Genomic DNA, 26,381 nt, shown 5'->3' with positions numbered 1-26,381 from the left:
ATCACCCATGGTTCTGCGCCATCACGCCGACCAACGCGTGCGGCACGTAGGGCTCTTCAAGGTATGCAATCTCGTCAGCGGTGAGCCTCAATTCAACGGCGTTCACAAGCCCCGTGATGTGCGAAAGATTTGTTGCGCCGCAGATGGGCGACGCAACCTTCGTCAGCAGCCACGCGAGGGCGATCTCCGTCATGGTACAGCCGCGCTTCTCGGCCAGCTCCGCCACACGGTCAATGATTACACCGTCGGTCTCGGCGGTCTTGTCGTACTTAAATTTCGCGTAGTTGTCTTCCTCAAGGCGCTTGGAGCTCTCACCAGGATGCCTCGAGAGCCGCCCTGCGGCGAGTGCACTGTATGGCGTCATCGCAATGTTCTCCGCCTTGCAGAACGGCGCCATTTCGCGCTCCTCCTCGCGGAAAATGAGATTATAATGCCCTTGAACGGACACAAACTCCGCCATGCCGTGCATACGGGCGTAGTAATTCGCCTGCGCCAGCTGCCACGCATAGCAGTTTGAGATGCCGATGGCGCGGACCTTGCCGGCCTTCACCGCGTCGTTCAGCCCCTCCATAATCTCCTCAATGGGCGTGCGATAGTCCCACATGTGGCAGATGTACAGATCAACGTAGTCCATACCGAGACGCTTCAGGCTTGCATCGAGGCAGTTTTTCACGTGCTGCTGCCCCGTCACGCCGTTTGCAATCTCCTCGTCGGTGCGCGGCTCAAATTTCGTCGCCAGCACCACATCCTCGCGGCGGGCAAAATCGCGCAGCACACGGCCGACAAACATCTCGCTCGTGCCGCCTTGGTAGCTCATCGCCGTGTCAAAAAAGTTGATGCCGTTCTCGAGCGCCGCTTTGATAATCTCGTTGGAGCTTTCCTCATCCAGCGTCCAGCGGTGCTGCCCCGCGGCCGCTTCGCCAAAGCCCATGCAGCCAAGGCAAATGCGCGAAACATTCAGGTCAGAGTTGCCGAGTTTTACGTATTCCATGTGTCTTCCCCTTTTCTATAAAAATTCGTGATTTCTTGCTTTCAGTATACTAAACCATCAAAATAATGTCCAATACCTATTTTTTATCCTTCTCCATGCCGGAAATGTATTTCTTCGCAAAATCGAGAAACGCGTTCGTTAGCGGTGAGAGCACACGGTTCTTTTTCCAAACGAGCACCGTCGCGGCGCGGATCGGCGGCTGCAGCGGCACGAATTTCAGGCCGTTATGCTGCAAGTCGAGCTTCAGCGTGAACAGCACGCCGTTTTCGCGGCGAATGACCGAAGCCATGTTGTATTGCAAATCGCCGTGCGCGATAATGTTGAGCCGGTCCGCGCTGTCGCCGAACCAGTTCACAATCTCACTGCGGATCTGGTCCCGGCGCGAAAACACCGCCGGGTACGGCACAATGTCCTGTGGCGTCAAATACGGCTTCTGCGCCAGCGGCGAATCCGACCGCACCAGCGCGTTCCACGTTTCCGGCACCGGGAAGTGCAGAAAATCATACTTGCTGATTTCCACCGGCTCCAACAGCAAACCAATGTCCAACGTGCCGCGTTCAATGCGCTCCTTAATGTTATCGGAGTTGCCGCTATAAATGCTGTACGTCACGTTCGGGTGCTCGGCGCGAAACGCCGCCAAAATGCCGGAAAGATGGCAGGAGCCGTGGTACTCGCCGCTGCCGATGGAAATTTCGCCGGTCAGCATTGCCTCCTGCTTTAATTCCCGCTTCGTCATTTCGGAAAGCGTCACGATTTCCTCTGCGCGGCGGCGGAATAACATCCCCTCCTCCGTCAACGTGACGCTGTGGTTGTTGCGGCTGAACAGCTTCACGCCAAGCTCCTGCTCCAGCCCCATCAGCTGGCGGGAAAGTGTGGGCTGTGTGATATGTAAAAGCTGTGCCGCCTTCGTGATGTTCTCCTCACGCACAACAGCCAGAAAATACTGCAAGACTCGTATATCCATAGATATGAAAGCAGCCTCCTAAACCTCGGGCGGCAAACGCGCACCCTTTATATTTCGTATTATAGCACGCCTGTCATGCCCATTTCAATACAGCGCATTGTTCAAGTTGTGCAGACAAACCTTGTGCAACTTCAATAAAGTTTTGCGCCTTATGTAAATCTTCTGTTCAGTTTTAAAATCAAATCTTACAAATCTCTTTATAAATGCAAAAAAGCTGCAAAAGCCCTTGTAAATCCAGAAAAGTTGCGCTAAAATAGTAATCCGCGCCGGGGTATTTCTTATTTATATGAGCGTGCTCATGTACGCACATGATTTGAATTTTAATGATTTCGTAATTTCTTGAAACGGTTTTACCGGATCACGGTATACGGCCGCGGTCCACAGGAGGTGCATTTATCTGCAAGTATTCAGAGCACTGAAAAAGGGATTTTTAGAGCTTACCCCAAACGAAAAGGTCTTGCTCGTTTTAACGGCTTCCATTTTCCTCACCGTCTATGCCGAGATGCTGGCGCTGCTTTTATTGCCGTTTTACATTGCCGCCACGAAGCAGAGCTTCGTTTTCTTCCGCCGTAAACAGGATTTATTTTTTCTTTCGGCTTTCTGGGTGCTCTCCCTGCTCGTCACGATTTTCTCAGGCGGCACCGTAACGGATATTCTGCTCGGCATTTTTATGGTGTTCGCATTCATCGCCGTCATTTTCGTCAGCTATACGATGACCCAGCGCGCGTTCCGCCTCATTTTATCTTTCGTCTGCCTCATGAGCCCCTATTGCCTCCTTGTCGCGCTCGTTCAGCGCGCGCTCGGCATGGAGTGGGTTTACGGTGCGCGGTATAACTCCATCTTTACAAACCCCAATTACTATGCGTTTTACATTTCGCTCGTCGTGCTCTTCTGCATCTATAACATCGTAAAAAGCGAAGACACGCCGCTGCGCGGTGTATACGCTGCCTTGATTCCGTTGAATCTTATCGCGCTCGAGCTCACCGAATGCCGCACCACTTTCATGGTGCTGCTCATCGTCTGCCCTGTCATGCTGTGGTTCTGTGGCAAGAAGAAGTGGCTTTCCGTGTACCTTTTCACCATGCTCGGCATTCTGCTCACACTCGTTCTGTTCGGTGAATCGCTCGATTTCCTCCCGCGCATCGATCTCATCCGCCACGATTTTGCAAAACGCATGAGCATCTGGTCGGGCGCCATCGGCAGTATTATGGACGCCCCATGGTTTGGCCGCGGCTACAATACATACGCGCGCATCCATGACCTCTACGGCTCATACAGCATCGCAAAGCATTCGCACAACCTGCTTTTGGAGCTCCTCATGGACTTCGGATTTGTGGGTACGGCGGTCTTACTCGGTTACTTTGCCATCAATGTCGGCAAGATTATCCGTCTGCACCGCAGCCACAAGTGCCACCAGCGCTACGCCCTCACGGTCTCCGTCATCGTTTGCGTTCTGCTGCACGGGCTTTTGGATATCTCCATGCTGTGGCCGCAAACCGGTCTGCTCGTCATTTACATCGTCGGCTTCAGCACCGAGTACGACAAGCAGCACATCTTCGGCACAGACCGCCGCCACGAGATTTTTGCGCTGCACGCAAGATCCATTCAGGCAAAAGAACCCATCTTGTAAAAAATTCTGTTATCCTTTACAAAAAGGCTGCCGAAATTTCGGCGGTCTTTCTCTTTTGTGTCTCTTTTCGGATAACGCGATTTTTGTTATAATAAAAGAGTTTTGGACAATACCGCATAACCCCTCCGCGGTACTGCCCCTTCAATTTTTCAGCAAAGGAAGATCTATTTTATGGGCGGTTTTTTCGGCGCAGCATCGCAGACTGACTGCGTTTTCGACCTTTTTTTCGGCATTGATTACCACTCCCACCTCGGCACACGCCGCGCGGGCATGGCGGTTTACAGCCCGGAGACCGGCTTTGACAAGGCCATTCACAACATTGAAAACGCTCCGTTCCGCACGAAGTTTACAACGGAATCGCAATCTATGCACGGCACGCTCGGCATCGGCTGCATCTCCGATTATGAAGCACAGCCGATTTTGGTGCGTTCGCATCACGGCACCTTCGCCATTACGACCATCGGCAAGATCAATAACGCCAATGAGATCGTAGAGGACATCATCGGGCGCGGCACGCATTTCTTTGAGATGCAAAACGGCGAAGTGAATCCCACAGAGCTCGTCGCCGCCATCATCGACCAGAAAGAGAATTTCATCGACGGTATTCGCTACGCGCAGGAGATCGTCGACGGTTCTTTGAGTATGCTCGTCCTAACGCCGCGCGGCATTTACGCGGCACGCGATAAACTCGGCCGCACCCCCGTCGTGCTCGGCCAAAAGGAAGACGGCTACTGCGCAAGCTTTGAAAGCTTCGCGTATTTAAACCTCGGCTACCACGACCTGCGCGAGCTCGGCCCGGGCGAAGTTGTCGTGTTCGACGCCGACCATGTGCAAACGCTCGTCGCCCCCGGCAAAAAAATGAAGATCTGCACGTTCCTGTGGGTCTACTACGGCTACCCGTCCTCCAGCTACGAGGGCATCTCCGTCGAGAGCATGCGCTATAACTGCGGCCGCGCGCTCGCCCGCCGCGATAACGTCCACCCCGATATTGTCGCCGGCGTACCGGATTCCGGCATCGCGCACGCCATCGGCTATGCCAACGAATCCGGCGTACCGTTCTCCCGCCCGTTCATCAAATACACGCCCACATGGCCGCGCTCCTTCATGCCGACGCACCAGAGCAAGCGCGACCTCATCGCCAAAATGAAGCTCATCCCGGTGCATGACCTCATTGAGGGCAAGAGCCTCCTGCTCATCGATGACTCCATCGTGCGCGGCACGCAGCTGCGCGAAACGACCGAGTTCCTCTACGCAAGCGGCGCAAAAGAAGTGCACATTCGCCCCGCCTGCCCGCCGCTGCTCTTCGGCTGCAAATACTTAAACTTCTCCCGCTCCACGTCCGAAATGGAGCTCATCACCCGCCGCGTCATTAAAGAACTTGAGGGCTGCGACCCCGACCGTGCCACACTTGAAGAATATGCCGACCCGGACAGCGAGAAGTACCGGAAGATGGTGGAGAAGATCGGCGAAAAGCTGCACTTCACCTCCCTTCACTACCACCGCCTCGACGATATGATGGAGTCCGTCGGCATCGACGCAGACTGCCTTTGCACCTACTGCTGGAACGGCAAAGAGTAATGTAAAAAGCATGGCAAAAGTATTTTTGATCTGCGGCAAAATCTGCAGCGGCAAGGGCTTTTATACCCGGCAGCTCAAGGAAAAAGAACACGCTGTGGTGCTCTCCTGCGATGAAATTGAAAATGACCTCTTCCACCATGACCTCGGCGACCGCCGCGATGCGATTAGCGCGGACATCAAAGCGTATCTCCACAAAAAAGCCGTGGACATCGCCCGCGCGGGCTGCAATGTCATTTTAGATTGGGGCTTCTGGAGCCGCAAAGAGCGCACAGATGTTTCTGCCTACTACAAAAATGCCGACATCGACTTCGAGTGGCACTACATCGACATTTCCGATGCAGACTGGGCGGAAAACATTGAAGCGCGCAACGCTGCCGTTGCCGCCGGTGAAACGACCGACTACGCCGTAGACAGCGGCCTACTGCAAAAAATTTTCACGCTTTTTGAGACCCCCATACCCGATGAGATCGACGTGTGGTTTACAAACCGCAGATAATTTTGCGCAGTGAAAAAGGACGACAGTTAAGCTCAACTGCCGTCCTTTTTCTATGCTCTGATTGTTTTTACACTTCGCCGTTAAACAGCTTTTCCGCGTAGCGCACACTGCCCATCGCATCTTTGGAGTAGAAATCCGCGCCAATCTCCTTAGCGTACTCGGGATTCAGCACCGCGCCGCCCACCATGACCTTGCAGTCATGCGCTTTGCGCAGCTGGCGGATCGTCTCCGCCATGCTCTCCACCGTCGTCGTCATCAGGGCAGAAAGCCCTACAAGGCGCACGTTTTTCTCGATAGCCGTCTGCACAATGATCTCCGGCGGCACGTCCTTACCGAGGTCGAGTACGTCAAAGCCGTAGTTTTCAAGCAGCACCTTCACAATGTTCTTGCCGATATCGTGAATGTCGCCCTTCACGGTCGCAAGGATAATGGTACCCTTCTTTTCCTCCTGAATGCCCTTTTTCGCAAGGTTCTGCTTGATGCGCTCAAACGCTTCCTTCGCTGCGTCTGCGCTCATGAGAAGCTGCGGCAGGAACACCGTATTTTTCTCAAAGCCCTGCCCCACTTCGTCGAGCGCCGGGATAAGCTCACCGTTGATGATTTCCAGCGGCGGCGTCGTTTTCAGCATCTCGTCCGTCAGCTGTCCCGCCTGCTCGCGCAGGCCTTTCACAATGGCGCGGTGCAGCGAAACGCTTTCGGCAGACCCGCCGCCTGCGCTCTGCTGCGCGGCGCCCGTGCGCATGTCTGGTGCCGCCGTGGTGTTCGCATACGCTTCGATATACGCCTTGCAGCCCACGTCTATGCCCATCAGCGCGCAGAACGAGCGGTACGCCTTCATCAGCTCGTCGCTCAGCGGGTTGATGATACCGGAGCTTAATCCGCGCTGCATCGCCATCGCGAAGAACGTGGAGGTCACCAGCTCGCGGCGCGGCAGACCGAACGAAATATTGGAGACGCCCAGCACCGTATGCACGCCGAGCTTGTGGCGGATGGTGTCAAGCGCATCGAGCGTGATAATCGCGTTATCTGCGCCCGTGCTCACCGTCATTGCAAGCGTGTCAATAATCACGTCGCTGCGTTCGATGCCGTAGCTTTCCGCCGTTTTCAAAATCTTCTCCGCAATCGCCACACGCTCCGCAGCAGAAGCCGGGATGCCCTTTTCGTCGAGCGTCAAGGCAACCACCGCAGCACCGTACTTTTTCACAAGCGGCAGTACCGTGTGCAGCGATTCCTCTTTGCCGTTCACGGAGTTCACAAGCGGCTTGCCGTTATAAATACGCAGCGCACGCTCCATGGCCTCCACGTTCGAGGTATCGATCTGCAAAGGCGTGTTCGTCACGCTCTGCAAGTTGATGATGGCCCTTTCCATCACCGCGGGCTCGTCAAGCTCCGGCAGACCCACGTTCACGTCCAGAATGTCCGCGCCGTGTTCCGTCTGCGCAATGCCCTCACGGCACAGATATTCCAAATCGCCTTCGCGCAAAGCCTGCTTTAAGCGCGGCTTGCCCGTCGGGTTGATGCGCTCGCCAATCAAAATCGGTCGCGCACCGAACGTCACCGTATGCGTGTACGAGGACACCACCGTCTTCTTTTCAATGTGACGCTCCTTCACCGGCTTGTTTTTCAGGCGTTCTGCAAGCAGTCGGATATGCTCCGGCGTCGTGCCGCAGCAGCCGCCGAGAATCGCCGCGCCTTTCTCCGCAAAGCGCTCCATGTACGCGTAAAATTCCTCCGGCCCCACGGGGTACGAGGTCTCGCCGTTCACAGAAACCGGCAGACCGGCGTTCGGGTTGATGACAATAGGCAAATTCGTCAGCGTCAGCATTTCATCGACAAAGCTTTCCATCTGCTCCGGACCGAGGCTGCAGTTGATGCCCACCGCGTCCGCGCCGAGGCTCTCCGCCAGCAGCAGCGCCGCCGGGATGTTGCTGCCCGTCAAGAGCTTTCCCGTGCTGTCAAACGTAAACGTTACAATGATCGGCAGATCACAGTTTTCCTTTGCCGCCAGCAGCGCCGCTTTCGCTTCGTAGGCGTCGCTCATCGTCTCGATGATCACGAGGTCGGCGTTGTCCCTGCCCGCGATAATTTCCTCTTTAAAAAGCTCGTACGCGTCATCAAACGCCAAATCACCGAACGGCTTCAAAAGCTTGCCGGAGGGGCCGATGTCGAGCGCCACCGCCGCCTTGCCGCCGCTCGCCGTGTGTGCAAGCTTCAACGCCTGTGAGACGACCTCCTGCACGGTGTGGCCCGTCTTTTCCAGTTTTAAACGGTTCGCGCCGAACATGTTCGCCGTCAAAATATCGCAGCCCGCGTTCACGTAGTCGGACTGAATTTTCAAAAGCACCTCGGGGTGTGTCAGGTTCCAAAGCTCCGGCAGCTCGCCGCCCATAAGGCCGTTCGCCTGCAAAAGTGTGCCCATGCCGCCGTCCACAATGACAACAGATTTTCCGAATCGTTCTATAACAGGATGCATAAATTTTCTCCCTTTCTCTGCGCGTCAGATTTCGCGGAACTCGCAGTCGGTGTTCGCGCAGCCGCGGCACTTTACGTATGTGCATGTCGGCGCGTCCGTCACGCCGATGACCGCCGTCACGGATTTAAACGGCACCATCAGCATGGTGTCCGTCAGCGTCAGCCCAATGCGCTTTGCACATTCCAGCCGCGCAAAGATCTCTTTTTGGCTCTGGAGCGCAAAGTCGCCGTACCCCGGCGAATAGCGCGGCTTCAAAAATAAGCCTGTTGCGGCTTCCTTTTCCGCGATCTGCGCCTGCATTTCGTCACAGTAGTCTTCAATGAGCGCATTCGCAACGGAATGCGCCACCGTGCCGCGCGCCATATTGAGCGCGGATAACCGCCGTATCATCATATCGGCCTGCAAACCCAGCGTCGCCGCAAACAAATACGCTGCCTTGCAGCCGCGTAAATGGCGCGAAAGCTTTATGCTCTCGATGCGCCAGCCGTCCAGCTCCACCGCGTTCTCAAGTACTTTTATGTCGTATCTTTTATATACGCATTTCGGTGTGAGCGTGCGCAGCATCTCGCCGCCGATCTCGCGAATCATCTCATCGGTGTCCGCATCGGCCGGCTTCCCGCGAAAGCCAAGGTAGCGCAGCGCCTCTTTCTCATTCAGCTTCATAGCCGTCAATGATCTTTGAAAGGTTCGTCATGATGCTGCCCGCAATGTCCGGGCGGTTCATCGTGTAGATATGAATATGCGTCACGTCATTCGCGATGAGGTCGATGATCTGCTCGGTCGCATACGCAATGCCCGCCTGCTTCATCGCCTCCGGGTTGTTCGCAAAACGATCGACGATCGCCTTAAAGCGCGTCGGCATAGAAGAACTCGAAAGGCTCATAATGCGCTTGATCTGCTTCGCGTTCGTCACCGGCATAATGCCCGCAATGACCGGCACGCGAATGTCGTGGCGCAGGAGCTTGAACATATAATTATAAAGAATATTGTTGTCAAAGAACATCTGCGTCGTTAAAAACTCGCAGCCGCTTTCCACCTTGCGGCGCACGCCGTCAATGTCCGCATCACTGTTGTACGATTCCGGGTGTCCCTCCGGGTAACATGCGCCGCCGATGCAGAAATCCGCACCCTCGCGACGAATGGCATTGATGAGATCGCTCGCGTGCGGGAACGTCTGCGGCGCCGTATCACCCTCCGGAATATCGCCGCGCAGCGCCAGAATATTCTCAATGTCGCTCGCCTTAAACGCATTGATGGACGCTCTGAGGTTCTCTTCGTCCTGCCCCACACACGTCAAATGTGCCAGCGCCGTAACGCCGCTTTTCTGCACCTCTTCTGCAATGGACAGTGTGTTTTTGGAGTTGGAGCCGCCCGCGCCGTAGGTCACGCTCATAAAAGAGGGCTTATATGCCGCGATCTCATGCACCACCTGCTGTGTGTTTTCCAATGGTTTACCCGGCTTCGGCGGGAACATCTCGCAAGAGACCGTCACCTTGTTGGTCTTCAAAATATCGGAAATTCTCATTTTTTATCACTTTCTTTATCTATTCTATATTTTCATTGATATACCGTTAAAGTATAGCATAAAAATGCAGGAAACGCAATTTGAAAATGCAGAATTTCGCTGTTTTTTCCGCTTACGGTTCCGGCCGCATCAGTGGGAACATCACCGTGTCGCGGATATTCCTCGTGCCGAGCAAAACCTGCAAAACGCGGTCAATGCCCATGCCCCAGCCGGAAATGGGCGGCATGCCGTATTCCATCGCCGTCAAATAGTCGTCATCCATCACCATAGCTTCCTCGTCGCCGTCCGCGTGGCTCTGCGCCTGAATTTGCAGTCTGCGGCGCTGCTCATTGGGGTCCACAAGCTCCGAGTACGCGTTGATAATCTCCGCGCCGTTGATGACAAGCTGAAAGCGGTCCGTAATCTCCGGATCATCATCATTCGCGCGCGCCAGCGGCGACAAGTCCGTCGGGTGCGCAATGAGAAACGTCGGCGCAATCATCTTCGGGCGGCTCACCTTCTTGTATAATAAATCGATGAGGTTTCCGCGCCCAAGCTTCTTCGGGTCGTCGGTGGAGTTTAATTCAATGTGCCGGCTTTCAATTTCCTGCAATAAAGCCTCCGCCGTCTTAAACTCGTCAATGTCAATGCCGCAGTCCTTTAAAATGAGCTCGCGGAACGTCACCACCGCCCATTCCGCGCCGAAATCGATCTCGGTGCCGTTAATGGAGATGACCGCGCTGCCCCGAATCTTCGTGATGACCGTTTGCAGCATGTCCTGCAAAAAGCGCATGTTGTCGCGGTAGTTATAGTACGCGCAGTAGCCCTCCAGCATCGTAAAATCCTGCAAATGCGTCGTGTCCATGCCCTCATTCCGAAAGCACCGCGCAAACTCAAACACCTTCGTAAACCCACCCACAATGGCACGCTTCAAATACGTCTCCGGCGCAATGCGCAGATAAACGTCCATGTCAAGCGCATTGTGGTGCGCAACAAACGGCCGCGCCGTCGCGCCGGACGGATGATCGATGAGCACCGGCGTTTCAATTTCGATGTAGCCGTTGTCCTCCAAATACCGCCGAATCTCCCGCACAAGCTGCGACTTGAAAAGGAACCGCCTGCGCGTTTCCCCGTTCATGCACAAATCGAGGTACCGCCTGCGCCAACAAAGCTCCGTGTCCTGAATACTGTGGAACTTCTCCGGCAGCGGACGGAACGCCTTGCCTAAAAACGTGATGCACTTCGCGCGCAGCGTCTTTTCGCCCACCTTTGTCGTGAACATCTCACCCTCCGCGCCCATAAAGTCGCCTACGTCAAAGCCCCTCTTGAAAAAGTCATACGTGTCCTCGCCCACTTCGTCGCGCATCACGGCAATTTGCAGCTTGCCCTCCATATCGGAGAGCGTCACAAACGAGAGCTTCCCCATGCATCGAATGGCCGTCACACGCCCTGCAACACACACGTCCTGCACCCCGTCCGGCAGCTTTGCCGCCTCGCACAGCTCATGCGTTTGCGCATAGCGCTCCGGGTACGGGTTCACGTGCTCCCGTACATAATGGGACTTTGCCTTTCTTGCTTCCAATAACGTGTTTTCGCTCATTTTCTACACCCTTTCGTGCTGTTATTTTCATCGGGCGGGAAATTTAGAGCGTAAAAAATCCCGTCCCTGTTTCCAAGGACGGGATACAATAACCCGTGGTACCACCTTAGTTTGCCCGCGCCTCACGACGCACGCCTTTGCAAGTACAGACTTCGCCGCAGGAAAAGTACGGAAAACATCGATACTCCTGTGCTGTAACGGGCACGCCCGGCATAGTCTCAGCGCAAAAACGCAGTCGGTATGCAGCTCCAAGGCTTTGTTCGGTGATCCGTTCCTGCACCCCATCGCAGCTTACGGGGCTCTCTGTGCCATTCCCGGATCCCTACTGTCACTCTTCATCGCTTGTTAAAACGGAGTATAGCACACGGTTTTCAAAAAGTAAAGAGAAAATTTTCATCCCCGCGCATTTTCCTCGCTTTGCACGTTGTGCGGGCTTGTTTTCGCGCCTGCCTTGTGCTAAAATAAATGAGAAAAAGTCGCGGAACAGCCGCGGCGGTTGTATTGATCTCATTTTCTCTTGGGAGGGCTTTATTATGTCAGAACCTTTACGCGCCATGATGATCGGCGCACACCCGGACGATGTCGATATCTGCACCTACGGCATCACAAAGCGCTTGGTTTCAAAGGGCTGCATTGTCCGCTTTGTCTCCATGACGACCGGCAACGCAGGCCACCAGACCATGCGCGGCGAAGAGCTCATCAAAACGCGCGCGGCAGAAGCGCAAAAAAGCGCTGCCTACCTCGGCGCCACCTATGAAATTCTGCCGTTCGACGACGGCCGCCTGACCCCGTCGCTCGAAGTGCGTGAAACGCTCATGCGCACCATCCGCAATTTTAAGCCGGACGTCATCTTCACGAACCGCGCGTGCGATTATCACCCCGACCACCGCGCTACGGGCCAGCTCGTGCAGGACTGCTCGTATCTCATGGGCGTGCCCGCCATTTGCCCAGATACCCCCGTGCTGCGCAAAACGCCGACCATTCTTTACTGGGCAGACGGCTTCACCGACCCCATACCATTCCGCTCCGATTTCGCCCGCCCGGCGGATGACGACCGCGAAACGCTGTTTCACGTCGAGTGCTGCCACGCCTCCCAGTTCCTCGATTGGCTTCCGTGGGCAGATGACCACGTGGATCTCGCCGGCAAAACGCACGAGGAGCGCGTAGAGTATCTGCGCAGTACGTTCAACTGGGACCGCGGCGACGTGGACGAGGACGTGCTCGCGTGCCTCACCCGCCAGTACGGCGCAGAATTTGCAAAAACCGTTCGCTTTGCCGAAAGCTGGCAGGTGAGCGAATACGGCGCGCCTGTTTCCGATGCGCTCAAAGAGCTGCTCATCGGTCTCGACTGAGCCGAATATTTCCGCGGTTCACCCCGCAAATCAAAGACCAAAGGATAGAAAAATGAAAATTTTAGCCATTGAAAGCTCCTGCGATGAGACCGCCGCAGCCGTTGTAGAAAACGGCCGCCGCGTGCTTTCCAGCGTCGTCGCAACGCAGGTAGAAGAACACAAGTTATACGGCGGTGTCGTGCCGGAGATCGCCTCGCGCCGCCACAGCGAAGCCATTGTAGGCGTCGTGCGTGAAGCACTCGAGCGCGCCGAGCTCACCGTAGACGACCTCGATGCCATCGGCGTCACCTACGCGCCGGGGCTCATCGGTGCGCTGCTCGTCGGCGTAAATTTCGCGAAAGGCCTCTCTCTTTCTGCAAATTTACCGCTCATCCCGGTGCACCACCTGCGCAGCCACATCGCGTCAAACTACATCACGAACCCGGAACTCGAGCCTCCGTTCCTGTGCCTTGTCGTCTCCGGCGGCCACACGCACATCATCGAAGTGACGGACTACACAAAGCTCCGCATCCTCGGAAAAACGCGTGACGATGCCGCGGGCGAAGCGTTCGATAAGGCTGCGCGCGCCATGGGCATGCCCTATCCCGGCGGCATCGCCATGGATAAGCTTGCTGAGACCGGCAACGACAAAGCGTTCAAGCTCCCGCGCCCGACCGTAGACGGCGCCCCGCTCGATTTCAGCTTCTCCGGTCTCAAGACCGCCGTCATCAACATTCTGCATAATGCCGAGCAAAAGGGCCAGACCGTCAACATCGCCGATCTTTCCGCCTCTTACCGCAAGGCCGTTGTCGATTGCCTCGTGCGCAACTTCCTGCACGCCGCAGACGAGACCGGCCATAAAAAGCTCGTCATCGCGGGCGGCGTCTCCGCAAACGCACTCCTGCGCCGCCGCCTCACGGAAGAATGCAAGCGTACCGGCCGCACGCTCTATATGCCCGACCTCTCTCTCACCGGCGACAACGCCGCCATGGTCGGCGCACAGGCCTACTACGAATATCTCGCCGGCCATACCGCCGGCATGGAGCTGAACGCCTGCGCCCAGCGCTCCATCGACTTAGGCTGAGTTTTCAAATTTCACAACGCCAAAAAACGACCCGCAAACGGAATTTTCTCCGTCCCGGGTCGTTTCTTTATGCCTGTTTGGTTTTACTCCCGCGGCACCACAAACCAGTGCTGGTTTTCCTGCAGCTTTTCCTCTGCGCGCTTTAAAAGCGCTTTCGCGTCGATAAGGTAGCACGTCGCGTCGCCGATCTTCCCCGTGATGATCTCATTTTTCGCGGGGTCCAGAATCTCCTTCACGCGGCGGTACGTCGTCTCCCAGCCCTTAAAATCGTGGCCGTACATGTACTTTTCCTCGCCGTTTACAACGTAGCGGATCTTCTCCTTCGTCAAGACGTAGTCCGTGCCGAAGCGCTCCTCCACGCCGTGCATAAACGTGCAGCAGTCAAGCACCTCGCCGATGAACAGCAGCCGTCCGCCGATCTCCGGCAGCTTCATAAACGGCGAGTTCTTCCCCACCGGGGTGATGTCCTCCCCATGCAATGCTGTCAGCTCCGCAGCACGCTTGCCGCGCGCACAAACGGAGTGCGTCGGGTGTACGCTGCGCACCACGCCCGGCATTCTCCAGAACGTGCGCGGCAAAAGCCCGATGCACGGCACGGTTTTGTCCGCGTCAAACACCGGGTGCTCCGGCGTGACGTTCGCATACGTCAGCGCAGGCAGCAAAAGCGTGCCGTCGTCGCCAAGCGCCGCCTGCAACGTGTCGAGCACCGTCTCCGGCGTCTCCTTTGTCCCCAACGCCTTCATCGATGCGTGCACCAAAATTGTCTCACCCTCTTTGATCCCCAGCGCTTTCATATCCGCCAAAAGCTTCTTCGCATCATTCATTTGAGTTTTCCTCCCCACAAAACAATACCCAAGCAGCGCTTACTCAGGCTTTTTTATTTCACCGAATCAATCGTCCCGCCGCCCAAAACGCGGTCGCCGTCGTACAGCACGACGGACTGCCCGCAGGTGATGGCGCGCTGCGGCTCGTCAAAGACGACCTTCAGGCTGTCCGGTCCTGTCTGCGTCACGGTCGCCCACTGCTCGGGCTGGCGGTAGCGCACCTTCGCCTTAATGTGCATCGGCTCCTTGATTTCCGCGATGGAAATCAAATTAATGCCGCTCGCTGTGAGCTCCTTTTTGAAAAGCTCGCTTTCCGGGCTTAGCGTCACGGTGTTCTTCTCAATATCCACCGATTTCACATACAGCGGCGCCGGCAGCGCGAGCCCCAGACCCTTGCGCTGGCCGATCGTGTAGCGGATCACGCCGCGGTGTTGCCCCAGCACGTTGCCATCCGTGTCCACAAAATCCCCGGGCGGGTACGTTTTGCCCGTGTACTGCTCAATGAAATCGGCATACGAGCCGTTCTGCACAAAGCAGATGTCCTGACTGTCGTGCTTTCTCGCATTGATGAAATTGTGCGCCTCCGCAAGTGCGCGCACTTCACACTTCTCCATGCCGCCGAGCGGGAACTGCACGTGCTTTAGCTGCTCCTGCGTCAGCGACCACAGCACATAGCTCTGGTCTTTGTTGTGGTCAACGGCCTTTTTCAGGAGATACCGCCCCGTATTTTCGTCAAAATCGATTTGCGCGTAATGCCCCGTGACAACATAATCATAATTCAGCTCAACCATGCGCTGAAACAGCTTATCAAACTTCAAATAGCGGTTGCAATCGATGCACGGGTTCGGCGTTACACCCGTTTCATAAGAGTGCACAAACTTGTCGATAACATCCGTTTTGAAGCGGTCGGCAAAATTAAACACATAGTACGGCATGTCAAGCGCATACGCCACACTGCGCGCGTCCTCTACATCATCAAGTGAACAGCAGGTATGCTCGCGGCGCAGACCGACGTCCTCATTCTGGTACAGCTTCATGGTCGCGCCCATGCAGGTGTAGCCCTTTTCTTTCATAAGCAGCGCCGCCACACTGGAATCCACGCCGCCGCTCATGGCTATGATCGCTTTTTTACACATAGTTTCGGTAAAACCCTTTCGTTATCGTTTCACATCGCCGCGCGCGGTGACGATCTCATAGCCCGCCGACTTCACGCGCTGCTCCAGACACCCGCGGCACTGCGCGGCCTCTTCCCCTGTACAGATCTTGTTCTCGTACAGCTCATAAAGCTTTCGCACGCGCACCGGCGAAAGGTTCGGCATCACAACATTTCCGCCCGCCTTCAGCCCCAGCTCACGCCCTTGCGGGTGAATGGTGCCAAGCGCCGTCGTAGACGGCAAAAGCGCATACGGAAACAACAAACGCAATATTGAGAGAAGCCGCAGTGTCAGCTCGAGCGAGCCGCTCTTTTCGTTTGCAAACGGCGTCTGCGCGTGCGTGATATACGGCCCGATGCCGATCATGTCCGGCTGCAACTTCTGCAAAAAGCGCAGGTCAGAAATAAGATTCTCCGTCGTCTGATACGGCGAACCCACCATAAAGCCGGAACCCACCTGATACCCGATGTCCTTTAGATCAAAAAGACATGCTTGCCGGTGCAAAGCGCTCAATTCATTCGGGTGCAGCTTGCCGTAATGCTCGGGATCGGCCGTCTCGTGACGCAGCAAATAGCGGTTTGCGCCCGCATCAAAATACTTCTGGTAGCTTTCGCGGCTCTTTTCGCCGATGGAAAGCGTAATGGCGCAGTCCGGGTGCTGCGCATGGATGGCCGCGACAATCTCGCAGATGAGGTCATCCGTGTAAAACGGGTCCTCGCCGCCCTGCAAAACGAACGTGCGAAAGCCGAGGTCGTACCCCTCCGCGCAGCAGGAGAGAATTTCCTCTTTCGTCAAACGGTAACGCGTCGCGTTTCGGTTATCCCGACGGATGCCACAATAGTAACAGTTATTTTTGCAGTAATTCGTAAACTCAATGAGTCCGCGCACGTACACGTCCGTGCCGTAGTGCGCGCGGCGCACCTCGTCCGCGGCCTTTTGCAGCGCCGCATCATAGGCGTCCGTCTCCAAAATCGTCTTAAATTCCGCATCGCTGAGGTTACGCTGCTCGCGCAGACGGTCGACCAAAGCGTTAATTTCATTTGCGGTCATGAAATTCCGCCTTTCTTTATTCGGTGTCGCTCACTCCGCCTGCGGCTTTTCCAGCGTGCGCATCGCAAGGATCGTGTCGGAAATGAGATCGTCGAGCGTCCAGCCCAGCATATCTGCACCGCGCTGAATGACCTCACGGGAGCAGCCCGCGGCAAAGTTGAGCGCCTTGTATTTTTTCTTTACGGATTTAAGCTCCAAGTCGAGCGTACTTTTCGACGAGGCTCATCAGCGCCACCGCGCCGATGAGCCCCGTCAGCTCGTCCACGGCGTACAGCACCTTTTCCATCTCGTGCTCGGGCGCAATGTCCACCGTCAGCAAATAGCCGTGGCTCGCCGTTGCGTGGATAAGGCGTTCGCTTTGCATCCCTCCGTAAAAAACTAAAAAAACATACGGTTTTACTATGCTTTGATTTTACATACGAAGCGTCGCTTTGTCAAGGGAATTAAGCGACGTTGCGCCATACGCCGAAAATGAGCGCCGAGAGGAACCACGCCGCCCACAGCGCAATGGAAAAGCGCTTAAAAAGCAGCGGCGGTTTGTTCTTTGCATACCGCACCGCTTCCAAAACGCCCCAAAGGAGCGCAAACGGCAAAAAGAACAGCATAAAGGGGTTCAGCGCCCACGCACCGGCAAAGTCCAATTGCAAAAGCGCTGCGATCATCCGTGTCGTTCCGCAGGAAGGACATAGCACGCCGAAAACCTTGCGGACGAGGCACGGCGGACGAAGAATATACAAAACGACAAGCACAGCCGCAGCACCGAAAACCGCTGCCAAGGCCCGCTTAATCCGTCTTTGTCTCTCCCCGCTCATATCTCGCTCTCCTTTTAAACTTAACATTTCTATTGTACTGCAAAAGCAGAATACCGTCAAGCGCTGCAAGTTTGTTTATCTTTTGCACACTTTATGTAAAAAGTGTTTGGATTTTCGAAAAAACTTCTTGCAATTTCTGTGTTTTGTGATATAATCAAACTTGCAGTAAACTTTAATGTGTTGTACGAAACGGCACAACTATTCTCGGGAGGAATTCAAAATGAACACTGGTTATCTTGGCGATACGACCCCGAAGCTCGGTTTCGGCCTCATGCGTCTGCCGATGATCGGCGACGAGATCGATATGGAGCAGACGAAAGCCATGGTCGATACCTTCATGGCAAAGGGCTTCACGTATTTTGACACCGCATACGTATACATCAACGGTAAAAGTGAAGTCGCAGCGCGCGAAGCCATTGTGAAGCGCTACCCGCGTGACAGCTTCACGCTCGCTACAAAGCTGCCCCTTTGGGACAACATAGAGACGGAAGCCGACATGCAGCGCATTTTCGATGAATCTATGGAGCGCGCAGGTGTCGAGTATTTCGATTACTACCTGCTGCACGCCATGGACAAAGCGAAGTTCGAGAAAGCCGACCGCATCGGCGCGTGGGACTTCATTTTCAAGATGAAAGCACAGGGCAAAATCAAGCACTGCGGCTTCTCGTTCCACGACAGCGCGGAAGTGCTCGACGAAGCACTCACCAAGCACCCGGAAGCCGAATTCGTACAGCTCCAGCTCAACTACATCGACTGGGAAAACGATAACGTGCAGTCCAGAAAGTGCTACGAGGTCGCCGTCAAGCACAATAAACCCATTATCGTTATGGAGCCGGTCAAGGGCGGTTCCCTCGCGGGCATGAACAACGAAATTCAGGGCATTATGAAGGCACAGAATCCTGATCTTTCCATCCCGTCTTGGGCTGTCCGTTTCTGCGCAGGTCTCGATAACATCCTCACCGTGCTCTCCGGTATGAGCACCAAAGCGCAGCTTGACGACAACGTCTCCTACATGGAGCACTTTGAGCCGCTCAGTGACAAGGAGCACGAGGTGCTGAAAACCGTCGTCGAAAAACTCAACGCCATTCCCACTATTCCATGTACCGGCTGCCGGTACTGCGTAGACGACTGTCCCATGCAGATCCACATCCCGGACATTTTCCGCGCCGTAAACCACCAGAAGCAGTTCGGCTCCGAGGATAATGTCAATCGCAACGGCTACGAATCCGCAACACGCGAAGGCGGCAAGGCAAGCGAATGTCTCCATTGCGGTTCCTGCGAAGCGCACTGCCCGCAGCACATCCACATCATCGAAGAGCTCGAAGATGCTGCAAAGCTGTTTGAAGGCTGAGTAAAAACCACGACATAAAATCGACCGGGAAGCACAGCGCGTGTTTCCCGGTCTTTTTCCTTTTATTTTTCCTGCACGGCAATGATGACCTTCATCGTCGTCTCGCGGTTCGCGTCAATGTATTTATACGCGTCAAGGTACTGCGCAAACGGGAAAATTTTCGAGATAAGCGGCTTTAACTGCACTTTGCCCGCTTCCACCAGCTCTATCGCGCCCACGTAGTCCTCGTGGCGGTACATCATCGTGCTCTTAATGTCAAGCTCGTGGTCGTTCGCCACGGCCAGATCAACAGTCGCCATGTCGGCAAACACTGCCACAAGCACAATCACGCTGCCCTTGCGCGCATACTGAATGGCCTGCCCCATCGTCACGTTGTTGCCCGCGCAGTCATAAATGACGCCCGCCTTGTCCGGGCCAAACGCTTCAACGAGCGCCTCGCCGAAGTTCTTCTCCTTCGTGTTCACGCAAACGTCCACGCCGCATTCCTTGGCTTTCTCCAAACGGTAGTCGCTCACGTCGGTGATCATCACCTTCGCCGCGCCAAGGCCTTTTGCCGCCTGCGCCACAAGGTTGCCGATCGGCCCTGCACCGAGCACCGCAATGTTCATGCCGGCCACGTCGCCCATCTGCCGCACGGCGTGCACCGCCACTGCAAGCGGCTCCAGCATCGCGCCCTCTTCAAAGCTCATGCTTTTAGGAATTGGTGTCACTTTCTTTGCGTCCACCGCAAAAAATTCGGATGCCGTGCCCGTCGTCTGGAAGCCCATGACTTTCAGCTCCTCGCACAGATTGTACTTGCCGTGTCTGCACGGATAGCACTTGCCGCAGTACACCTGCGGCTCAATCGTCACTTTCTGCCCGACGGTAAGCCCTTCGACATTCGTACCGCACTTTACAATTTCACCCGAGACCTCATGTCCCTGCGTCACGGGGTATTTCGTGAAAGGATGCTTGCCGTGGTACACGTGGATGTCCGAGCCGCAAACGCCGATGTCCATAATTTTCACCAGCACCTGCCCGTCTCCGATTTCCGGCACGGGAATTTCCCGGAAAATAATCTTGCCCGGCTCTGTCATAACTTGCTGAAGCATACGCTTTCCTCCCAACTACTTTAGTAATTTTCGTATCTGCACTTCCGTCACCGGAAGCAAGTTTTTGAGGTGTGCAATCATTTTTTCTTCGGAGTCCTTCGGTTCGCTCTTATATGCAGACGTCACATAATCGTACCCGAATAAATGCTCCGGCGTTGTGTACTGCGCCACTGCCCAGCCGTAGGGCCTGCCGTTTTTATCCTTCAGGCGGATAAAATCCGAAACGCACAAATACGTCTGCATTTGCAGCCGCGTGATGCACGTTTCAAAGCCCGTGTTGCCGCCTTTGCGGTAATCGAGCTTCTTTTTGAGGAATTTTGAAAGAATTTCGCCCTCCGCATTGACTGTGTTATACAGCTCCTCGTCCTTGTGGAACACCAGTCCGTCATCGCAGCGCGCGTCAAAATCATAGCCGTCACGGCGGAAATTTACAAGCTCCGGCAGCCATTCCCGGCTGACAAACCCCGCTTTTTTCTGGAAAAGCTTGCCGTACGCGCAGCGCTTCGTCTGCGCCGCCGGGCCTTTCCACTCCCAAGGTCCGTCGCGGTCTTCAGCGAACCAATACGCCGGCGCGCACATCTCCTCCACCGAAAATCCCGGAATGTCATTCGGAAAAAACGGCAGAAAACCGTAGCATTCCACCGCCTGCAAAAGGTCTTCCATGCTCTCCAATTTCCGTTTCATTTTCCACGCCCTCTTTTCTTTATATCGCTTCCAGTATAGCGTGTTTTCACCACAAAATCAAGATATGCTATTTAATTTTAGGCGCATATAAACAAAAGCAGTCTGCATTTTCTGCAAGTTATCTTGTGATTTTATTCGGAAAGAGATGCGATTAGCCGTTCATTATATCCAAAACGAGCTTCACGATTATAACGACCTTGCCCACACCGCCCATCGCAATGCCGATATCGGTCTTTTTCAGCGACGGTGCGTCCGGATCTCTGAATGTGCATCACGGGTCTTGTACAAGCAGGTGACCCGTGCTTTGGCGTCAGGAAGCCAAAGCTTCGGGCACAATTTATACCCTCAAGGCAGTTTAACTTAACATAAAATCGAAAAATATGTATCGTTTGTTTGGTGGAAAATTTCACTGCGCAGCGATATACTGAATGCAGAAAGGAAGTGGAGCTTATGCTCGCCGATAATCTCATTTTGCTGCGCGGCCTTAAGGGGCTGACGCAGGAGCAGGCGGCGGAAATCGCCGGGGTGACGCGGCAGTCCTACTCCAAGTGGGAGCAGGGCGAAACCGTGCCGGACATTGAAAAATGCGACCGCCTTGCAAGGCACTACGGCGTGACGCTGGACGCGCTTTTGCACGACCAAAACCGAGTGGGCCACACGGCCCTCGCCCCTGCCCCTGCGGGCAAGCACCTTTGGGGTGCGGTGACACTCGGCGCGCGCGGGCAGATCGTCATACCGAAGGCTGCGCGGGAAATGTTTGACTTAAAGGAGGGCGACCGACTGATCGTGCTCGGTGACGAGGGTGAAGGCATTGCCCTTGTGAAGGCAGAAGACTTTGAGCGAAAAATGCAGAAAGCGCTCGAGATGAGCCAACACCCTGCCGAGCCGTAAGGTTTGCTTCCGCAAAATTGTTACACATTCAGAGAGGAGAAGAATTCTATGAATTGCCCGAAATGCGGAAAAGCGATGCGCGAGGGATACTTGTTTACAAGCAAGGACGGCGCGTTCAGCTTTGCGAACACCGTGCCCGGCGTATTTGAAAACGCCAAAAACGCCGACGGCTTTGTGGAGATCACGCCGTTAAAACCAAGCCACCGCGTGCGGATCAAAGCGAATCTCTGCGAAGACTGCCGCACGGTAGTTTTTGACTATTAAGCTTTGCCTAAGCCGAAAAAGGAAATTTGAAAAAGACGGAATACGAGAAAGACTAAAAACAGCGAGGTGCTGTGGGTATCCCCATGCACTTCGCTGTTTTGTTCGATTTTCAGCCGGGATCAGCCCATATTGGAGAAGCGTTCCACGGCTTTTGTGAAGTTTTCGATGATTTTATCTGCGTCGCCGTGCTCGATGCCGTCGCGCACGCCGTGCTTGATGTGCCCCTCTAATACGACCTTGCCGCAGCCGTGCAAATCGGATTTTGCGGGAAATGGCTTACAGCTTTAAAAGCGGGATAGACGCTCTGCACGTTTCGATCAATTCGCGGTCGGCGAGCGCAGGAATCGCGCCTTTTTTCGTCGCACAGACGGAGCCTGCGGCGTTTGCAAAATCGGCCGCGTCGCGCAGCTCGGCTTCGTTGATCTCGGAAACGGGCTTGCCGGTCTCCATGAGCTTTGTGAGGAACGCGCCGAAGAAGCTGTCGCCGGAGCCGGTGGTATCGACGACTTTTGTATCGTAGGTGTTGAGCGTTAAGGTGGTTTTCGGGGTGCAGACGACGCAGCCCTTTGCGCCGCGCGTGATGACCGCCGCCTGTACGCCGAGCTTAAAGAACTCCTTTGCGCCCGCTTCGATTTCGGTGCAGCCGGTGAGCATTTCGAGCTCCTCATCGGATGCTTTGACGACATCGGCAAGCGGCAGCAGACTCTTCATGGCGTGGACGCCGACTTCGGCATTTGGCCACAGCGGTGCGCGCCAGTTCGGGTCGTAGGCGGTGATAGCACCGTGCTCGCGGGCGTAGGAAACAATCTGCGGCACAGCCGTGCGGCCGGGTTCTGCGGTAAGCAGAAGCGAGCCGAAGCACAGCACCTTGGCGTTTGCGAGCGCATCCTTATTGACCTCATCGAACGTGATTTGCGTATCGGCGCCGGGGTTGCGGTAAAAGCTGAAATCGCGATCTCCGGATTCGGACAGCTGCACAAACGCGAGCGACGTTGCGGTATCGTTTGAGAAATGGAGGTTTTCGACATCGACATTTTGCTTAACGAGCGTATCGCGCAGGAACGTGCCGAACATGCCCTGTCCCACCTTGCCGATGAAGCCTGCGGATACACCGAGGCGCGCGGCCTGCACGGCGACGTTTGCCGGTGCGCCGCCGGGATTCTGCTCAAAAATCGGGATTCCGGCCGACGTTTTGCCTGCGGGGGTAAAATCGATCAGAAGTTCACCGAGTGCGTAAAAATCTGCCATAAAAAACAGCTCCTTAATTACAGAATATTTTCATCCATGCACTTTAAGACAAATTCGCTGAACAGGGAGTTTGACCATGCGAACCACGGGCGCGTGAACTTAGAGGGGTCGTCCTTATGGAAACCCTCGTGCATGAAGCCCTTGCCGTCATCGGTCGTTTTTAACATGTGGAGAAGCGCTTTGCATTCCTCCGGGTCACGGCTTGTGAGTCCCTGCATGGAAAGCGCGATGTGCCAGATGTACTCCGGCGGGGTGTGCGGGCTGCCGACACCCTTGGCCGCGGTGCCCTCATAATAATACGGGTTTTCTTTGCTCAAAACAAAGGCACGGGTGTTTTTATAAATTTCGTCGTCGGCGCTGCAGTAGCCGAGGTACGGGATGGACATGAGGCTCGGGACGTTGGCGTCATCCATAAAGACGTAGTTGCCAAGGCCGTCGGTCTCATAGGCGTACATTTTGCCGAACTTCGGGTGCTCGACGACGCCGTATTTTTCGATGCCGTCGCGGATCTCGGACACGAGCTTTTCGGCACGGGCGGCGACTTCCTCGTCCTTATAGATTTCGCGCATGATCTCCGCGGTGTAGCCGAGGGTTACGACGGCGAACATATTGGACGGGATGAGATAGCCGTAGACGCAGGCGTCGTCGCTGGGACGGAAGCCCGACCAGGTCATGCCCGTAACGGCGACCGGCGCGCCGTGGCCGTCGTGCGTGAGGGTATCGGTGGGCGGGCAGTTGGTACGGCGGAAATAGTACGGGGACTTGCTGTGATCCTGCTCGACAGTGAAAAGGTCGAGGATGCGCAGGGTGCTCTTTTTGTACTGGTCGTTGAACTGGCCCGTGCGGCCGGTCTCTTTCCAGAGAAGGTACGCGAGCTGCACCGGGTAGCAGAGCGAATCAATCTCATACTTGCGCTCCCAGACCCACGGGGTCTCGAAATCGGTATCGTCGGACTCGCCGCCGGCGGTCTGACCGAGCGTTTCCGCAGCGTACTTCGGCCAGCACATACCGTTCGCTTCCTGATTGAACGCGTTTGCGTAGGGGTCGATATCAATGCACTTGAACTGGCGGTTCACGAGGCCCTCAATGCAATCGGCAACCTCCGCGTCGTGCTTTGCGACGGGCAGATAGTGGCGAACCTGCGCGGTGGAATCGCGCAGCCACATGGCGGGGATATCGCCGGTGATGACGAAGGTATCTTTTTCGCCGAGGGTTTTGACGGTGGTATCCATGGTGTTGGGGTAGCAATTTTTAAAGAGCTCCGAGAGCTTCGCATCATTTGCGAGCTTTTCCTCGCAGATGCGCTTGACTTCCAAATCAATGGCTTTCATGGGATGATTCCTTTCGGGTGTGAAATATAAATAGTAGTTGTCGGTAAGCGAGGGTTAAAAGTCTTTGTTCAAACTTTCTTCGAGAAAGTTTGTCCGTTTCCAAAGGTGAAACCTTTGGTCGTCGTCCGCAGACGACGAAATCTTTTTGCGTTCATAAAATCAGGACGGGAGGGCGGAACTTCCAGTGGACGTTCCGCCCGTGGGAGACCCAATTAGGGGGTCTCCCAAAAAGGCGAAGCCTTTTAGAAAAGGTCGATCAAAGACTTTATTCGTTCGCGATTACGGAAAATCGGTGATTAAAGGCTCTGCAAAAACTCCGCTGCGAGGTCGAACCACTTGCCGACGTGCGGCAGAAGCTGGGCATCGCTGTTTGAGGTGACTTCGTTGCAGAGCGACAGGCCGTGGCCGCCCTCCGGGAACATGTGGAACTCCGTTTTGATGCCGTTTTTCTGCAAGGCGCTGACGAGCATCAGGGCGTTTTCGACCGGGACGCAGTCATCCGGCTGGGTGTGCCAGACGAACGTGGGCGGGGTATCTTTCGTGACGAAGTTTTCGAGCGACTGATTCGCTTTTTCGAGCTCGTACTGCTCACCGAGAAGGTTCTTGATGGAATCGTGGTGGGCGAACGGGCCGGACGTAATGACCGGATATGAGAGGATCTGGCCGTTCGGGCGCAGAAGCTCGGACGGGCAGTTCATGGCTTCCGCAACGAACGGGCGGCTCCAGAAATTGCCGTAGCTTGCGGCTAAATGGCCGCCGGCGGAAAAACCGATGGTGAAAACCTTTTCGGGGTCACAGCCGTACTTTACGCCTTCTTCGCGGACGTATTTCACGGCGGTGGCGACTTCCAGAAGGGCAGTCGGAAAGCGCGCCGGGGCAACGGAATAGCGCACGACAACGGCGTTCATGCCGATGGCATTGAAGCGCATGGCGACGGGCTCGGCTTCACGGTCGGACGTAAAGGCGTACGCGCCGCCCGGGCAGACGATGACGGTGGGGCGCTTTTCGATGGGAACCTCTTTTGAAAGATCCGGAAAACACGTATACATGGCTGCGTAATCCGCAGAGCCCGGCACTTGCAGTTCGATTTTTTCATGTATCATAAAGACAACTCCTTTGGCCGCAAAATTGCAGGATAAACCATACTGTCTTTAGTATATCAGCTGTTGACGGGCGGCGCAAGGCGATTTTGTGAAAATTTGGGTATTATCACGCTTTTTAGAATAATGTCGGGTAAAAAAGAAAGCCGCTGCCCGGTTTGGGTGCGGCTCTCAGCTAAACGAACTTACTTTGTTTTCTTTGCGGTTTTGGTGGTTTTGGCGGCTGCCTTTGTGGTTTTGGCGGCGGGCTTGGCTTCGGCTTTCACCTCTGCCTTGACTTCCGGCTTTGCTTCCGCTTTCACCTCTGCCTTAGCTTTCTCTTTTGCAGCCGGCTTTGCGGTTTTTGCGGCGCACTTTGCCGGGGCTTTCTTTTCCTTTTCGACCTCGGTGAGCACCCAGTTCTGGTTATCGCCCTTCACGAACTCCCAAAGCTGTGCCGGTGCGCCGTCTGCATCGCTGATATCTTTGATGTCGACGACCTTGCCGGACGCGACATGCGTGATGCGGCGGCAGCCCTTGACGGTAGTGGTCAGCTTCCAGAGCTGAGAAGCGTTGCCCTGTGCCTCTGCGAGAACGAGTGCGGTGCCGTTTTCTGCCTCACCCGGAACGGTAAGCGCGAGACCGCTGACCTTATGGACGAGCTGCACGGACGTGCCTTCTGCCGGGACGGCGCACCAGACCTGCGTTTCGCCGCCGTTTGCGGTCATCTGCACGGCAGAGCCGCCGCAGGAAGCGAGAACCTTACCGCTTCTATGGTTTGTGATAACGTATTTCTTTTCTGTCTTTTCTGCCATGAATGATCTCTCCTTTATGAATAAACCTATGTTTTTCGCATATCATTTTCTGATTTTCTATGTACGATAATTAAGTATAATCATAAATTCCTGCAAAGTCAAATCGGCCGCAAGGGCTTTTATCTGCAGGTTTTAC

General features: G+C 55.1%; 24 protein-coding genes and 2 pseudogenes. 8 read left to right on the top strand and 18 right to left on the bottom strand.

The features are described from left to right. Position 1: 1 nt before the first annotated feature. Positions 2–991, bottom strand: a complete 990-nt coding sequence (locus R2K26_RS02590; protein ID WP_308448085.1) for an aldo/keto reductase — start codon at positions 989–991, stop codon at positions 2–4. Between the two features lie 76 nt (positions 992–1,067). Continuing rightward, entirely contained in the window at positions 1,068–1,955 is an 888-nt protein-coding gene (locus R2K26_RS02585) for a LysR family transcriptional regulator (protein ID WP_176819939.1), read from the bottom strand. Between the two features lie 457 nt (positions 1,956–2,412). Between R2K26_RS02585 and R2K26_RS02580 the strand changes: the two genes are divergently transcribed. From R2K26_RS02580 to R2K26_RS02570, 3 genes are all read left to right on the top strand, one after another. Further along, on the top strand, positions 2,413–3,585 hold the full coding sequence (locus R2K26_RS02580; protein WP_316518642.1) for an O-antigen ligase family protein: 1,173 nt from the start codon (positions 2,413–2,415) through the stop codon (positions 3,583–3,585). 171 nt (positions 3,586–3,756) lie between these two features. Continuing rightward, positions 3,757–5,163: an amidophosphoribosyltransferase gene (locus R2K26_RS02575; protein ID WP_316518641.1), complete on the top strand. Its 1,407-nt coding sequence runs from the start codon at positions 3,757–3,759 to the stop codon at positions 5,161–5,163. A 10-nt stretch (positions 5,164–5,173) separates the two neighbouring features. After that, entirely contained in the window at positions 5,174–5,659 is a 486-nt protein-coding gene (locus R2K26_RS02570) for an ATP-binding protein (RefSeq protein WP_316518640.1), read from the top strand. A gap of 67 nt (positions 5,660–5,726) precedes the next feature. Here the strand turns inward: R2K26_RS02570 and R2K26_RS02565 are convergent, their stop codons facing one another. The 4 genes from R2K26_RS02565 to lysS all read right to left on the bottom strand — a co-directional run bounded on the left by R2K26_RS02565 (position 5,727) and on the right by lysS (position 11,236). Beyond that, on the bottom strand, positions 5,727–8,132 hold the full coding sequence (locus R2K26_RS02565; RefSeq protein ID WP_316518639.1) for a homocysteine S-methyltransferase family protein: 2,406 nt from the start codon (positions 8,130–8,132) through the stop codon (positions 5,727–5,729). A gap of 24 nt (positions 8,133–8,156) precedes the next feature. Further along, entirely contained in the window at positions 8,157–8,795 is a 639-nt protein-coding gene (locus R2K26_RS02560; protein ID WP_316518638.1) for a vitamin B12 dependent-methionine synthase activation domain-containing protein, read from the bottom strand. After that, on the bottom strand, positions 8,782–9,657 hold the full coding sequence (locus R2K26_RS02555) for a methylenetetrahydrofolate reductase (RefSeq protein ID WP_316518637.1): 876 nt from the start codon (positions 9,655–9,657) through the stop codon (positions 8,782–8,784). The genes R2K26_RS02560 and R2K26_RS02555 overlap by 14 nt, the downstream gene beginning before the upstream one ends. Before the next feature lie 112 nt (positions 9,658–9,769). Then, entirely contained in the window at positions 9,770–11,236 is a 1,467-nt protein-coding gene (gene lysS / locus R2K26_RS02550) for a lysine--tRNA ligase (protein ID WP_316518635.1), read from the bottom strand. 533 nt (positions 11,237–11,769) lie between these two features. Between lysS and R2K26_RS02545 the strand changes: the two genes are divergently transcribed. Together R2K26_RS02545 and tsaD are read left to right on the top strand one after the other, a co-directional pair. Further along, on the top strand, positions 11,770–12,588 hold the full coding sequence (locus R2K26_RS02545; protein ID WP_316518634.1) for a PIG-L family deacetylase: 819 nt from the start codon (positions 11,770–11,772) through the stop codon (positions 12,586–12,588). Positions 12,589–12,640: 52 nt separating this feature from the next. Then, positions 12,641–13,651 (top strand): tRNA (adenosine(37)-N6)-threonylcarbamoyltransferase complex transferase subunit TsaD, encoded by a 1,011-nt coding sequence (tsaD, locus tag R2K26_RS02540; protein ID WP_316518633.1) that lies wholly within the window; start codon positions 12,641–12,643, stop codon positions 13,649–13,651. An 83-nt stretch (positions 13,652–13,734) separates the two neighbouring features. Here tsaD and R2K26_RS02535 read toward each other — a convergent pair whose 3' ends face one another. The 5 genes and pseudogenes from R2K26_RS02535 to R2K26_RS02515 all read right to left on the bottom strand — a co-directional run bounded on the left by R2K26_RS02535 (position 13,735) and on the right by R2K26_RS02515 (position 17,491). Further along, entirely contained in the window at positions 13,735–14,475 is a 741-nt protein-coding gene (locus tag R2K26_RS02535; RefSeq protein WP_316518632.1) for an AAC(3) family N-acetyltransferase, read from the bottom strand. 53 nt (positions 14,476–14,528) lie between these two features. Beyond that, positions 14,529–15,611, bottom strand: coding sequence for a tRNA 2-thiouridine(34) synthase MnmA (gene mnmA / locus R2K26_RS02530; protein ID WP_316518630.1), 1,083 nt, complete (start codon positions 15,609–15,611; stop codon positions 14,529–14,531). Between the two features lie 21 nt (positions 15,612–15,632). Continuing rightward, positions 15,633–16,679 (bottom strand): [FeFe] hydrogenase H-cluster radical SAM maturase HydE, encoded by a 1,047-nt coding sequence (gene hydE, locus R2K26_RS02525; RefSeq protein WP_316518628.1) that lies wholly within the window; start codon positions 16,677–16,679, stop codon positions 15,633–15,635. Between the two features lie 30 nt (positions 16,680–16,709). Further along, a pseudogene (locus R2K26_RS02520) lies at positions 16,710–17,031 on the bottom strand (hydrolase); the annotation flags it as partial. A 91-nt stretch (positions 17,032–17,122) separates the two neighbouring features. Next, positions 17,123–17,491 (bottom strand): DUF2752 domain-containing protein, encoded by a 369-nt coding sequence (locus tag R2K26_RS02515; RefSeq protein WP_316518626.1) that lies wholly within the window; start codon positions 17,489–17,491, stop codon positions 17,123–17,125. 220 nt (positions 17,492–17,711) lie between these two features. Between R2K26_RS02515 and R2K26_RS02510 the strand changes: the two genes are divergently transcribed. Beyond that, positions 17,712–18,842, top strand: a complete 1,131-nt coding sequence (locus tag R2K26_RS02510) for an aldo/keto reductase (RefSeq protein WP_316518624.1) — start codon at positions 17,712–17,714, stop codon at positions 18,840–18,842. A 62-nt stretch (positions 18,843–18,904) separates the two neighbouring features. Here the strand turns inward: R2K26_RS02510 and R2K26_RS02505 are convergent, their stop codons facing one another. Beyond that, a complete protein-coding gene (locus tag R2K26_RS02505; protein WP_316518623.1) occupies positions 18,905–19,933 on the bottom strand; it encodes an alcohol dehydrogenase catalytic domain-containing protein in 1,029 nt (342 codons plus the stop codon). Between the two features lie 15 nt (positions 19,934–19,948). After that, positions 19,949–20,617, bottom strand: a complete 669-nt coding sequence (locus R2K26_RS02500) for a hypothetical protein (protein ID WP_316518622.1) — start codon at positions 20,615–20,617, stop codon at positions 19,949–19,951. Between the two features lie 450 nt (positions 20,618–21,067). On the opposite strand from R2K26_RS02500, the gene R2K26_RS02495 reads away from it, so the two are divergent. Beyond that, complete coding sequence (locus R2K26_RS02495; protein ID WP_316518621.1) at positions 21,068–21,508, top strand: helix-turn-helix domain-containing protein; 441 nt, start codon at positions 21,068–21,070, stop codon at positions 21,506–21,508. 48 nt (positions 21,509–21,556) lie between these two features. After that, on the top strand, positions 21,557–21,772 hold the full coding sequence (locus R2K26_RS02490) for a PF20097 family protein (protein ID WP_316518620.1): 216 nt from the start codon (positions 21,557–21,559) through the stop codon (positions 21,770–21,772). A gap of 119 nt (positions 21,773–21,891) precedes the next feature. On the opposite strand, the pseudogene R2K26_RS02485 reads toward R2K26_RS02490, so the two are convergent. The 5 genes and pseudogenes from R2K26_RS02485 to R2K26_RS02465 all read right to left on the bottom strand — a co-directional run. Then, positions 21,892–22,038: pseudogene (locus R2K26_RS02485) on the bottom strand (metal-sensitive transcriptional repressor); the annotation flags it as partial. Positions 22,039–22,048: 10 nt separating this feature from the next. Further along, a complete protein-coding gene (locus R2K26_RS02480; protein ID WP_316518619.1) occupies positions 22,049–23,020 on the bottom strand; it encodes a carbohydrate kinase in 972 nt (323 codons plus the stop codon). Between the two features lie 17 nt (positions 23,021–23,037). After that, on the bottom strand, positions 23,038–24,351 hold the full coding sequence (locus R2K26_RS02475; protein WP_316518617.1) for a glycoside hydrolase family 125 protein: 1,314 nt from the start codon (positions 24,349–24,351) through the stop codon (positions 23,038–23,040). A 296-nt stretch (positions 24,352–24,647) separates the two neighbouring features. Then, complete coding sequence (locus tag R2K26_RS02470) at positions 24,648–25,454, bottom strand: alpha/beta hydrolase (protein WP_316518615.1); 807 nt, start codon at positions 25,452–25,454, stop codon at positions 24,648–24,650. A 182-nt stretch (positions 25,455–25,636) separates the two neighbouring features. Further along, positions 25,637–26,245 (bottom strand): RICIN domain-containing protein, encoded by a 609-nt coding sequence (locus tag R2K26_RS02465; protein WP_316518613.1) that lies wholly within the window; start codon positions 26,243–26,245, stop codon positions 25,637–25,639. Positions 26,246–26,381 lie beyond the last annotated feature (136 nt).

Origin of the sequence: Neglectibacter sp. CSJ-5 (assembly GCF_032490475.1) — a bacterium.
GTDB lineage: Bacteria > Bacillota > Clostridia > Oscillospirales > Acutalibacteraceae > Hominenteromicrobium > Hominenteromicrobium mulieris.
Note: the sequence above shows the minus strand (reverse complement) of the source record. Positions and strands in the feature narration are given on the sequence as shown.